The following is a 14,036-nucleotide window of genomic DNA, read 5'->3' on the forward strand; positions in this document are numbered from 1 at the left end:
GCTGTTTCTATTAATTTAGAAACAGCTTTTTTTTATTGAAAATTAAATACTGAAATTATTTCTTCAAAACCTCAATTCCAGCATGAGTTGGAACAACTTGTTTGATGGTTCCATCTGCATTAAATTCTAATTTATCGATGCAGACTTCACGATGAAAACCTCCTGCGTCTCCCATTTTTATTCCTGTTGGATAAGAGAATCTATGATACGTGATATACCATTCGTCTTTATTCGGAATTTGTAAAACTGAATTGTGTCCTGTTGCATAAATTCCTTCTTCTGGTTTTCCTTGAATTACAATATTGTTTTCTGGAATTTCAAGCGGTCCTGTTGGAGAATTTGAAATTCCGTATCTCACTTTGTAATTCGGACTTCTGGTGTCGTCTTCACTCCAAAAGAAATAATATTTTCCATTTCTGTAGATTACGTAGGTTCCTTCACGGAAAGTGTCATCAACTGCAATTACTTTTGTTGTTCCTTGCTTTATTGAAACCATATCTGGATTTAGCTCTGCAACGCCCATGTACATATTACCCCAATATAAATAGCTCTTTCCTGTTTTTGGATCTGTAAAAACATCGGGGTCAATTTCCTGACCGTCTTTTATTCCTTCTGGTCTTGTAGCTACAATTGCTTTTCCGCTGTCTTTAAAAGGCCCTGTAGGATTATCAGAAACTGCAACTCCAATTTTTTGTGCCGCCGTAAAATAGTAAAAATACTTATATTTCCCTTTTATATTTTTTTCTACTATACATGGCGCCCAAGCATTTCTGTTTGCCCAAGCCACGTCTTTTTTAAGATCAATGATAACTCCTTCGTCTTTCCAATCTACTAAATTATCTGACGAAAAAGTCTTGAAATAATATCCTGACCAGCCATCAAATCCGTCGCTTGTTGGATAGATGTAATATTTTTTTGTTTTATTTGAATATAAAATTTCAGGATCGGCATAATAACCTTCCAAAACTGGATTATGATTTACTTTTTGAAGTTTTGCTGGCATTCCCCATTTGTCTGTAATTCGCTTTAATTCAGAACGGGTTATTGGAAGAATTGTTCCATGACGCGGATTAAAGTCCATTGAAATGTCATTGTCAATTACGCTGAAATTTTCTAAATCTTTAGTTTTTGTAAATTGATATCTTCCTTTAGTGTAAACGTCGTACATCAAAATATACTGGTCTGAATTATTTAGTTTGAAAACACTAGAACCTTCTACTCCATCTTTTGTCTGCTGCAGATAGTTATCATTTTCAATCCAATTTCCTGAAGTCAAATCTTTTGTAACTGCCACTTTGATTCCGGGCGTATTGGTTTCTGTTTTGTAAAAAAGATGATATTCTCCATCTTTTTCAATTATGTCCCCGTCAATACAAGCATTTCCTGACTTTGGAACGAATAACAGTTTAGGAGCGCTTTCTAAAGCCGTGAAATCCTTATTCGCGTAAGCGTAATAAATTTTATCCGGTCCTCCTGCATGCTGCATACTAAAGTAAATCATGTATTTACCCGCTTTTGTATCATAAATAGTTTGTGGCGCCCAAACACGTTTTAGATTTTCGTTTCCTGGAAATGTATTTTGGATATTTACAATATTGCTTTTCCAGTTTACTAAATCGGTACTTTTTAATAAAACCATTGCACGATTGCTGTCCCAGCCTTTTGAAGAAGTCATATCGGTCAAAACCATATAAAATGTCTTGCCATCTGCGCCACGCAATATATGCGGATCACGAACTCCTCCTGTTGAACTGATGGTTTTACTGTCTAAAACAGGCCTGTTGTTATTAAGGGCATAATAATGATAGCCGTCTGTGCTTACGGCGTAATTGACCGCTTCTTCTTCTACTTTATTCCCAATAAAATAAACAAATAAATAAGCTGTCAGATCTTTATCTGCAATTACGGGCGGAATTCCTTTTGCTGTATTTTGGGCTTGTAAGGGATCAAAAAGGCTTAATAATGATATAAGGCAAAAAAATATTCTCTTCATTTATTTTTTACTTTTTAATTGATATAACACTGAAGCGTGAGGTCTTAAATCGGCTCCAATTTCTTTCGAATTTAATTTAGCTTTTTCTCCTGTCCACATATTTAAAACTTCCGCAGTACCTGAAATTCCAAGATCTGAAAGATTTACGGACACTTTCTGCGAATCTTTATCCGAAGTATTGAATAGAGCTAAATAAACACTCCCATCTTTTGCATTTTTTGAAGTGACTGCAATCTTTCCGTCTTTTTGGAAAAGCTGTTTTACTTCAGTACTTTCATTATGCATTTTTACTACTTCTTTATTCGTTAATAACGATAAGGTAAAAGCATCATTGCTTGGTAAATCGCCGCCAAAAAACAATGGTGATTTGAAGATATTGAAAAATGTAATTAAAGTATATTGTTCGTCTTTTGTTAAACGAGTCATTCTGTCGTTCCCACGTTCTCCTCTAATCGAAATACGCCCTAACGGAATCATATCGCAATCTGGCCATGTTCCCGGTGCGATGTACGGATACCATTTTTGAGCAACATCCATTAAATGTGTGATGTGCGGCCAAGTATCCCAAACATCATCTACCATACGCCACATATTGGCATTTGCAGATACGTGTGGCGCTGCTGAAATTGGTGTTTCTCCTGGAGATGTGCTTAAAACAATTTTACGCCCACATTTATCAATGGCGTTTCTAATTAAATTAATTTCTCCTTCGTGATACGGTCTTGATAAATCATCAATCTTAATAAAATCTACTCCCCATTGTGCGTACAATTCGAAAATAGAATTATAATATTCCTGTGCTCCTGGTTTATCCGCTACAACTGTATAATTATCTCTCAGCCATTCGCATTGCAATGCTGTTGAATAAATCTGATCTGCTGTAATTCCGTTTGCACCTTTAATTGGCATTTTTTCTTCAACCGCTTTTTTCGGAATACCGCGCATAATATGAATTCCAAATTTCAGTCCTTTTTTATGAATGTAATCTGCTAAAGGTTTAAAACCTTGTCCATCTTTTGCCGAAGGAAATCGATTTACTGCCGGAAGATATCTCCCGTATTGATCGATAACATAACGTGGATCTGTTTGATTGTAACCGCCTGCTTTGTCATTTTCGACAAACCATCGGATATCCACTACGACATATTCCCAGCCAAATTTCTTCATCTCTTTTGCCATATAATCGGCATTGGCTTTTACTTCATGTTCTTCAACAGTCGGGCCGTAACAATCCCAGCTGTTCCATCCCATTGGCGGAGTCTGAGCCCATTGTTTAAATTCTTCTTTTTGAAATGTGTTTTGAGCGTTAGTTGTAGCTGATAGAAAAAATGTTCCTATAGCGATTGTAAGTAAGTTTGTAATTTTCATCTATGTTTTTATGTGTGGTTTTTACACTTTAAATATAATGAAATTTTATTGTTGCAGACAAAAATTAGACCTGACAGGTTTTAAAAACCTGCCAGGTCTTTTCTTGCTTTGTTATTTCACATTTACAGTAACCTCAACAGGTTTTAGCCACTGGCTTGTAAATTTTACTTTTATTGGCGCTGTCGAATCTCCATTTGCCTGAATATATGCTGCTATATGTCCGTGGAAAACACGCTGTACATTATCTGTGTAATCGGTCATATCGCTGTTATTTCCAGCTTCCAATCCTAATAATTTTCCGGGGCCGCTAATCGTACAAGTTACTTCATTATCTGAAAGCATTACCGGAAGTCCGTTTTGATCTTTAACCTGAACCATGATTTTAGCAACGCCTTTGTCTTTGCTTATCGTAATGTTTTTCTCTGCAATCGTTAATTCAACTGGCTGTTGTGTTGAAGCAATTGCAAAACGGCTCACCTCTTTATCACTTTTATCTAAACCAACTGCTTCTAATTTTCCTGAAGCAAACGGAATATCCCAGTAAATAATTCCCGTTTTTTCGTCATATAATTTAGTTTCTCCAACCACTTTTCCGTTCAATTCCAAACGCGCTTTTGCTGCATTGGTATAACAAACCACTCTGATTTTCTGCCCCGCTTCATAATTCCAAATTGCCCACGCATCTTTAGAAATATCTTTTTCATCTGCTAAAGGATATGTTCCTAAATAAGCCATTGGTTTATCTGACCATAATGACTGGCGGAAATATCCTCTTGGTTTAATAACTCCCGCAAAATCGACTAAACCTGAGTAAAATCCTCTTGATGGCCATCTTCCTGATTCTCCTAAATAATCGATGCCTGTCCACAGGAATTGCCCAAAAATATGTTTGTTGTTTTTTACTGCGAGCCAAGGTTCCATATCATGAACATTTTCACTTCCGTAAATAACCCTTTTTGGATATTTAGCATGATCTGTCTGGTATTTGCTTTCTGTATAATTGTATCCTGTAATATCTAACGCACCTGGATATTCTGTTTCATTAGACATTGCGACTCCTGCTAAGCCTGCCGTTGTCGGACGTGATTTATCGTATTTTTTAACTGCTGCCACCAAACGTTTTGCTATAGCTCCAAGACGCATGGCATCTGGCGCATCTGGTTTATAGCCTCCATAAGCTGCTTGTCCGAAACCATCTTTTCCTTTATCTAAGACCGGATGCGAATATGGATCGTTTGGATAATCTACTTCGTTGCCAATGCTCCATGCAAATACGGAAAGATGATTTCTGTCACGACGCACAAAATCTTCTAAATCTTTTTCTGCCCAATCAGCAAAAATATCAAACGAACCTTCAAATCCAGGTGTTCCATAATTCCAGCCTTCTAGCCATTTACGCTTTGGGAATTCCCATTCGTCATAAGCTTCGTTTAAAACTAACAATCCTAATTCGTCGCAAAGCTCATAAAAATCTGGTGCTTGCGGATTATGACTTGTTCTGATGGCATTTACACCAATTTCCTTCAAGGTTTGTAATCTTGTTTTCCAAACTTCTCTCGGAACTGCTGATCCCAAAACTCCTGCATCATGATGTAAACAAACCCCTTTCACTTTCATCCATTTTCCGTTAAGGGCAAAACCATTGTTGGGATCGAATGTAAAGTTTCTAAAACCTGTTTGTGTTACCGTTTTATCGATTTCTTTCCCGTCCTGTAAAACAGTAGTTTTCAATTCGTATAAATTTGGATTGTCTAAATCCCATAACTGTGGATTCTTAACATTGATTTTAGTCGAAATTTTTCCGTTTTGATTCCCCGCAACTTCAACTTTAGAAGTTGTTTTTCCAACTGATTTTCCATCTTTTGAAAACAATTCATTTACAACAGTTAAAGCTGAATTAGAAGCAGAACCATTCTCTACATCTATCTCAACATTCAATGTTCCTGCTCCTTTTTTCACTTCTGGATAAGCATAAACGCCCCATTGTGCAATATGAATCGGATTAGCATAAACTACCCATACATTTCTGTAAATTCCTGAACCTGTGTACCATCTCGAATCGGCACTTTGGCTGTGGTCAACACGAACTGAAATCGTATTTTCTCCTCCAAATTTTACAAAAGGAGTGGCATCATATGCAAAAGAAATATAACCGTTTGGACGTTTTCCTAATGATTTTCCGTTGATGAACACTTCACTTCTGTTGTAAACGCCTTCAAAATACAAATACACTTTTTCACCTGCTTTGCTCTGCGGAATATTGATTGATTTTCTGTACCAAGCAATGCCGCCCGGTAGATACCCTTGACAGCTTGCTAGCGTTGGACTCAATTGTCCTTTTACGCTCCAGTCGTGCGGTACATTTACGTTCTGCCATTTAGTATCATCAAAAGCAGCATTTTTTGCATCGGAAACATCCTGAAGATTGAATTTCCAATTGTCATTAATTTTTTTTGAATCTCCAAACGAAATCTGGCTACTCGCAGACAGACAAGAAAAGAGTAAAACAGGAAGTAAAATTTTCTTAGTTAACATGTTTTTAGTTATTTTTTGTTTCGGGTTTCAGATTTCAAGTTAGGTTTGAACGTGAAACCTGAAACTTGAAACCATTTTTTAATATTGTAATTCTCCAACGAACGTCACTACTGACCTTGCTGGAATTTCTAAATTTCCATTTTTTTGGACTTCAGCTCTTTTTAAATTTGATGCATCAGAAGTTACATAAGGTGTGAACTCATTGTTTTTTAAAGTTCCTTTTGATAAATCGAATTTGTATTTCTGAGCTTCTTTGCCACAGTTTACAGCCACAACAATAAGTTTTTTGTTTAAAATGTCTTTGTATGCGGTAAGCATTACATCATTTGCTGCATCTAATTCTTTTTGGTTTGGAACATCAACTCGCTGCATTCCCGGACGTACAAAAAGCGAATAATTTCCTAAAGCCCAAAGCAATTTGGAATCGTGAAATTCTCCATCATTCCTCACATAATCTGGTGTTGTGCTTCCATTGCTTTTTCCATCATCCAGATAAATTAAGCCGTCTTTGTAATCTACTCTTGTAATAGAAGTCCACCATTGCCACGAAGCGGCATTTGCCACCGCAATATCGTTATGGATTAAACGGGCTACAAATAAAGCAGTCTGCATTCCTAAATCTCTTCCGCAGCCAGAACCTCCCGGAATTTCAGCTTCTCCCGGATTTTCTAAAATGCAATATTCCGACTGCCAGTACTTTAATCCCGGTTTTTGCTTAACTTCTGCGGCAATCAATTTTCGGCTTAAAACTTGTCTTTCAATTGGCCAAGTAGTAAAATAACTATGTCCAAGGATTACATTTTTTACATTCGAAAATTTTGTCACATTGGTTTTTGTTTTTCCAAAGAAAAAATCGATCTGATTGTCACGATTTTCGGCATTTACATTTTCATATAAATAATCGATTTGCGCGGCTTCTGCAATTACGATTTCGGTGTTCAGTTTTTTAGCTTTCAGTTTCTCTGAAAGTGATTTGGTTAAATCATATATTTCCTGATTGGTCGCTGGTGTTCCCTCTTGACTGTTGGTATCCCCATTTTTTGGCATCCATTCCCATTGCGGTTCATTTATGGGACTGACATAATCGAATTTGATTCCTTCTTTTTTCTCCAATCCTTGAATACTTTGAACTAAGAAATCGGCAAATTTTGGAATTGCACCATCTTTTAGATTCAGTTTATTCTTTTGAGAAGCAAAAGACAATCCATTGTTCGTCATATGCACTGGCGGACTATTGGTAAAAATCAGAAATTTTTCTACCCCGCGTTTTTTGGCTGCCTGCAAAAACCATCTTTGCCCTTCTTGTTTTGAGAAATCGTAAGTTCCATCAGCATTTAGGAAACATTCACTTCTTCTCCACTCGTCCGAAACTTTACTGTTTTCTCCTTGCTCTGCACTTCCAGCGCCTAGATTAAATCTCCAAATCGAAAGTCCGATTCCTTTTGGATTTCCCTGCGCATCGATTTCTTTGCTAAACAATAAATCTGCAATGGCATTTTTTTTCTGTTCTGGCCAGTTTTTACCCACAAATTGCGTTCTCCAAGCATCAGAACCTCCAAAACCGTCCATGGTTTGTACTACATTATCTGTGCTGATGGTAACGGTTCGCTGTGCAAAAGACAGCGAACTAATTACCAATAAAAGCGAGAGATATACTTTTCTCATTTATTTTTTGTTTTTATTATCCTCAATTTTGTCATTTAGACGAAGGAAAAATTTCTGTAATACAAGTCTCCAATCTTTGTGGAGCTACTTGTGGAGATCCCTCCTTCGTCGGGATGACAAGATTATGTGAAACCTTAGTTTCTTAGCAACTCAGAATCTTATTTGTAAGTTCCTACATAAGTTACAACCGACCTAGCAGGAATTTCTAAACTCGCTGCATCAACCGCAGCTCCTTTTTTCAAACTCATTGTTTCTGAAGTTGTATAAGGAGTCAATTTATTATCTGTAACTGTTCCTCCTGAAAGCTTTAGATTATATTTTTTAACTGATTTGCTCATGTTAACAGCAACGATTACCAGTTTTTTGTTTGCAGCATCTTTATAAGCCGTAACCATAATATCATTCAAAGCAGTTGAATTGTCAACACTAGGAATTTGAACTCTTACCATTCCTGGTTTAACGAAGAACGAAAAGTTTCCTAAAGCCCAAAGTGTTTTAGAATCTCTGATGTATCCGTCATTTTTACAATAATCTGCATTTCCTGCTCCGTTGCTTGCGCCATCATCTACGTGAATTAAACCATCTTTGTAATCCCCGCGACTTATTGCGGTCCACCACTGCCAAGACGTAACGCCTCCAATAGCAATATCTGCGCTGATGATGCGTGCCGTCCAAAGTGCTAATGACATTCCTAAATCTCTACCTGCTCCCGCTCCGCCCGGAAGTTCAGCAGTTCCTGGGCTTTCTAATACACAATATTCGGATGACCAAAGACTAACTCCACCAACCGATTGAATTCTTGATGCTGCATCTTGTCTTGACGAAATCAATGTGCTCAATGGCCATGCTTGCCAGTAACTGTGTCCAGAAATCGTTTTTTCAACATTGCTTAAGCCTGTGATTTTTTTACTAGAGTTCGCAGCAAAAAAATAATCAATCTGATTGGATCTGCTTTCTTTTCCTGAAACAGTTTTATATAAAGATTCATAAGATCCGGCTTCTCCAACTACAATTTTTGCATCTAAGCCTTTTGATTGCAATTTTGGCGAAAGGATATTTACAAAACTATAAATATTAGCATTGGTCGCTGGAGAGCCTTCTTGTCCAGAACCGTCCCACTCATATTGCGGTTCGTTAAACGGACTCACATAATCGATAGTCAAACCATGTTCTGTTTTTAGCTTATCTAAAGATGTTGCCCAGAAATCGGCCAAATCTGGCATTTTACCTTCTTTTAAGTTGTAAAATTCTTTGATTGTCGCATGAGCTTTTCCGTTTTGAGTTAAATAAACTGGAGCGCTGTTAGCAAAAGCCAAAAGTTTATCTACACCACGTTCTTTTGCCGCTTTCATAAACCAAACCTGACCTGCTTGTTTTGACATGTTGTACGAAACTCCATCCGCAGTAAAACATTCTGTTCTTCTCCATTCATCTGTAATATCACTCGCTTCGCCTTGTTCGGCACTTCCTGTTCCGAGATTAAAACGCCACAATGACAATCCAATTCCTTTTGGATTTCCGTCAGCATCTACACTTTGGCTAAATAATAAATCGGCTATTTTATTTTTCTTATCCGTAGGCCAATTTTTCCCTATAAAATTACATTGCCAGGCATCCGAAGCTCCAAAACTTTCCATTGTCTGCAGATTCATGTCTAAACTCACATTCAATTCCGTCACAGCATTTTCTGAGCCTGAATTTTCAGATTTCTCAGAGTCACAACTTACAAAAAGAGAACTTGCGAAAAGTAAGCCTGCACACAGCAGACTCACTTTATTTTGATTATTAAACTTCATGTTAGTATCCAGGATTTTGTTTAATGACATTACCACTCAAGTCGATTTCTAATTGCGGAATTGGCCACAATAAGTGTTTAGAAGGATCAAAATTGATTCCTTTGTCTTGCGGTTCTCTCAAGTTAGTTGTTTCATAAGGATCTGTTGAACTTAAATTGTATTTCACAAAAGTTCCGTTTGGTCCCATTAAAGATTCTATAACTGGTCTTCCTGTTGTTGGGTCCTTTTCGCGACGGATATCAAATAAACGCAATCCCTCAAAAGCCAATTCTAAACGGCGTTCTTTATAGATTTGTCTCAATAAAGTTGGTCCCGAAATTCCTGTTTTTGGATCCAATTTCACACGTGCTCTAATGATATTGATATCTGCTAAAGCATCTCCGCCTAAATGGTAATTCGCTTCTGCTCTTGTTAAATACATTTCCGCCAAACGAATCAATGGAATGTTTAATGGCAAGTGGCCGTCTTTTTTATCTAAAGAACGACGAGTTGCTATCGGAATATAATATTTACGGCAGATACGTCCTGATTTATTATCATTTAAGCTAAACTTATGTGTTGGGTTTAAAACTTCATCTCCATAAGCAGCTTCTCCCCATTTTGTAATAGTACTTCTGCGACGAATCACATCATTTTCAGAAAGATAAGCATTTTCTAAGTCACTTGTTGGCATACACCATCCCCATCCGTCTAAAACATCAGCAGCATCATTGCTTGGGAAATTCTTCTTGTCTTCTCCTCTTGCTCCAGATAAAGTTGGCAAAGCCGCTCCTAAATCTCTATTTTGAACAGAAGATGACTGCGCTTCTAAAATAGATTCTACTCCGTTATGATTGTTTACATTCCAAATATTTAAAAAATCTGCTTCTAACTGAAAAGGTCCTTCTGTAATAACTTTGTTCGAATAAGTTTTTGCTTCGGCCCATTTTTCTTGAAATAAAGAAACACGTGCCAATAAAGCATAAGCCGCCCATTTGTTTATTCTGCCGTCTCTGTTTACAGGAGCACTTTCTAATTTAGCTGCCGCATCTTTAAGATCGGTTTCAATTTGTGCATATACTTCTGCCGCAGAACTTCTCTGCAAAGTTAAATCTCCTGTTCCTAAAGATTTTGTATACAAAGGAACTCCTCCAAAAAGATTTACCAATTCGTAGTAGCAATAAGCGCGCACAAATAAAGATTCTCCCATATATTGGTTTTTCTGAGCATCTGTAATTGGCGATTGAGCCATTCTTTCTAAACCAATGTTTGCAGATTGAATGGTATAATAATGAGCTGTATAAATACTATTCATATCTCCCATATTATCAGGAGTGATAAGATATTGCGAGCATGGTCTATGAGCTCCGCTATCTTGTCCTGTATTTCCCATCCAAGCGTCATCGGTAGACATTTCGTTGGTTACTCTTGGCGCTGTTAATGTCCACCAGTCTTTGGCCAGCAGTAATCGCTGTGTTAATTCATTGGCATAATTTTCGCACTCTTGCGCGGTTTGAAAATAATTTTCTAAAGTCTGCGTTCCTCTTTGTTCTTTTTCAATAAAATCGCTACAAGAAACTGCTAATAGAGAAAAAGTTATTATTGATACTATTATTTTTTTCATGATCGTTTTGATTAAAATGCAACATTAAGTCCCATCAAGATTGTTGGCTGTACCGGATAATTCCATCCTCCAAAACCTGATCCTTTTACTCTGTCTTGTTTATCAGGATCACCTCCTGCTACTTCAGGATCAACTCCCGTGTACTTTGTCCATGTCCATAAATTTTGTCCTGACAATGATACTCTCAATTTATCCAGTCCAAATTTGTTATAGAAAGAGTATCCCACCTGCAAGTTTTTCATGCGGACAAAAGAACCATCTTCAACATAAAGAGAAGAGAATTTGGTAAAGTTTTCATTGTTATCATCTTTAGACAAACGAGGAATATAATTCGAAGTTCCTTCACCATGCCAAGCCATCTGTTCTAATCCTCTCACTTTATTTGTTAAACTTGCCCCGTTATATAAATCTGAAATATTGGTGTTTACAATATCGTTTCCGATACTCGAGTAAAAATTAGCTACCAAATCAAATCCTTTGTAAGCAAAATTTAGATTCAATCCAATGTTGTAATCTGCCCAAGGAGAACCAATTTTGGTTCTGTCTTTGTCATCTAATTTTCCGTCGCCGTTAATATCTTTAAAACGAACATCTCCCACTTGTGCATATGGCTGTAATTTCGTTCCGTGCTCATCTGTATGTGAGTTTAATTCCGTTTGGTTTTGGAACAATCCATCAGCTACATATCCGTAAAAATAGCCTGGCTCATCTCCTTTTACCGTCAAAGTTCTATTGCTTGAACCGTAAAGTCTTTCACCGTCAGCAGAAAGCGACAACATGTCTACATTTACCGTAGTAAAAGTTACATCTACACCATACGAGAAATCACCTTTTTTATCTTTATAAGAAAGTAACAAATCTATACCGCTTGATTGCATTGATCCAATGTTTGTCCACATTGTAGAATATCCTGGGAACCCGCTATAAGTTGGAAACTGTTTTAAGAATAACATATCATGTGTCTGTTTTTTGTAGTATTCCAATGAACCAGTAACCTTATTTTTCCAAAATCCGAAATCAAGACCAAAGCTCATATCTTCTACCGTTTCCCATTTAATGTCTTTATTTGCCATTGAAGAAGGAAAAGAAGTATCTACAACTTGACCTCCAATTACATAATATCCTTGCCCGATGTTTGATTGATAAACTGCATCTGGCAAACCTTGATTACCAACTTTACCCCATCCTGCTCTTAATCTTAAATCGCTAACAACATCTTTGGCAGATTCCATAAAGCCTTCGTTTAAAATTCTCCAAGAAACTGATGCCGAAGGGAAATTTGCCCATTTGTTATTGGTCATGAATTTTGAAGAACCATCACGTCTGAATGTTCCTGTAAAATAGTATTTACCGTCGTAGTTATAAGAAAAACGAGAAATATAAGACATTAATGAACTAGACCAGCTGTTTCCTTTACTGTCTTTATTTTTAGTAGCAGCATTTAACTCTCTCATAGAATCTGAGTTATTTGGCACACCTTCGCCATAACCCCAAAGATTATTTCCGTTGTATTCTTCCATCGTGTTACCAATCATCAAAGAAGCATTGTGTTTCTCTGCAAATGTTTTAGAATACGTAATGGTATTTTGCCAAGTCCAATCCACATTTGTCGTATTCCACTTTTCAACACTATTGATTTCGGCTTTTTCATGCGCTGCGTCAATTACAAAATCAGGACTGAATTTATTTCTTACTTCGTCTCCAACTTCAACAGACGCTTGTGTGCGGAATACTAAACCTTTGATTGGTTCGTATTGCAAATATCCGTTTGTATTTAAGTTGTATTTGTTTGTATAATCATCATAACGTTTTACAGCTGCAACTGGATTCCAAACATAAGATGGAGATCTTGCATAAATGCTGTATTCATTTTCTGTTCCGCTTAATTGATCTGCTGGTTTGTAAATTGGCGTAATTGGATCTATTTTATCAAAGTCCGCCCAGTTTCCAGGTGCTCCCCAAGTTTCATAACGAGGGTTTAAGGTGATTCCTGCTGAAAATTTATCAGAGAATTTAAAATCATTTGAAATTCTCATCGTTACTCTTTCCCAACCGCCTATTCCATACATAGAATCAGAATCATAATAATTTAAACTGATGGCATACGTATGCTTATCAGAACCGCCTGAAAGACCTAAAGAAGCATTTGTAACTGGTGTTCCTGTTCTAATTCCTGCCTTCCACCAATCTGTCGTTTTTCCTCTGTATTGAGATGGATTTGGCAAATAGTCTGAATAGCCAGAATTATTATAAGCTTTATTCATAATTGTTGCATAACCCTCGGCATCAGCCATATTATAAGGATTATTCATAATTTGCATACCAGAACTTAAATCAAAATTGAATCTCGTTTTTCCAACTTTTCCTTTTTTCGTAGTAATTAAAATAACTCCGTTCGATGCACGAGAACCATAAATTGCACTTGCAGAAGCGTCTTTAAGAACCTCCATAGATTCAATTTCATTCGTACTTAAGAAATTGATGCTTGTCCCCATCGGAATTCCGTCTACCACATACAAAGGATCTGTATTTAAGTTTAAAGTCGAAATACCACGAATTAAAACCCTTGGCTGCGCGCCTGGACCTCCTTGTCCTGTAACCTGCACTCCAGAAACTTTTCCTTGAAGTGATTCTGCTACGTTACCAACTGTCATAGTTTGCAATTCTTTTCCTTTTACAGAAGAAATCGAACTCGTAACATCGCTCTTTTTTACGGCCGCATAACCTACTACCACTATCTCATCTAGCGCTTGACTTGATTCCTGCATTACTACACTAATCTCTGTTTTATCTCCAACTGATACAAGCTGGGAAGTAAAACCTACAAATGAAAATTCGATTTGTGCATTTTTGTTTGGAACACTTATCGCATAATTTCCATCAAAATCGGTCGCTGCCGATGTTGAAGTTCCTTTCACTATTACATTTACTCCTGGAATCGGCACATTGGCTTTATCCTTAACAGTACCTTTTATTTTTATTTGTCCAAAAGATACAGCAGTACACAAAAGGGCAATAAAAAATCCTATATATTTAAATTTCATATTAAGCTGTTTTATTTGTTAATGTTACAACT

The 14,036-nt window shown here is 36.9% G+C and carries 7 protein-coding genes; all 7 read right to left on the reverse strand.

Annotated elements, in window-relative coordinates:
- Positions 1-55 precede the first annotated feature (55 nt).
- Positions 56-1,993, reverse strand: a complete 1,938-nt coding sequence (locus tag NU08_RS16340) for a family 43 glycosylhydrolase (RefSeq protein WP_129748185.1) — start codon at positions 1,991-1,993, stop codon at positions 56-58.
- Positions 1,994-3,361, reverse strand: a complete 1,368-nt coding sequence (locus tag NU08_RS16345) for a glycoside hydrolase family 27 protein (protein ID WP_129748186.1) — start codon at positions 3,359-3,361, stop codon at positions 1,994-1,996.
- Positions 3,362-3,472: 111 nt separating this feature from the next.
- Positions 3,473-5,896: a sugar-binding domain-containing protein gene (locus NU08_RS16350; protein WP_129748187.1), complete on the reverse strand. Its 2,424-nt coding sequence runs from the start codon at positions 5,894-5,896 to the stop codon at positions 3,473-3,475.
- Positions 5,897-5,974: 78 nt separating this feature from the next.
- Complete coding sequence (locus NU08_RS16355) at positions 5,975-7,561, reverse strand: glycoside hydrolase (protein WP_129748188.1); 1,587 nt, start codon at positions 7,559-7,561, stop codon at positions 5,975-5,977.
- A gap of 158 nt (positions 7,562-7,719) precedes the next feature.
- Complete coding sequence (locus NU08_RS16360; RefSeq protein ID WP_242502576.1) at positions 7,720-9,357, reverse strand: glycoside hydrolase; 1,638 nt, start codon at positions 9,355-9,357, stop codon at positions 7,720-7,722.
- Position 9,358: 1 nt separating this feature from the next.
- Positions 9,359-10,960 (reverse strand): RagB/SusD family nutrient uptake outer membrane protein, encoded by a 1,602-nt coding sequence (locus NU08_RS16365; RefSeq protein WP_129748190.1) that lies wholly within the window; start codon positions 10,958-10,960, stop codon positions 9,359-9,361.
- Between the two features lie 11 nt (positions 10,961-10,971).
- On the reverse strand, positions 10,972-14,004 hold the full coding sequence (locus tag NU08_RS16370) for a SusC/RagA family TonB-linked outer membrane protein (protein WP_129748191.1): 3,033 nt from the start codon (positions 14,002-14,004) through the stop codon (positions 10,972-10,974).
- Positions 14,005-14,036 lie beyond the last annotated feature (32 nt).

The sequence above is a fragment of the Flavobacterium anhuiense genome (assembly GCF_004151235.1).
Lineage (GTDB): Bacteria > Bacteroidota > Bacteroidia > Flavobacteriales > Flavobacteriaceae > Flavobacterium > Flavobacterium anhuiense_A.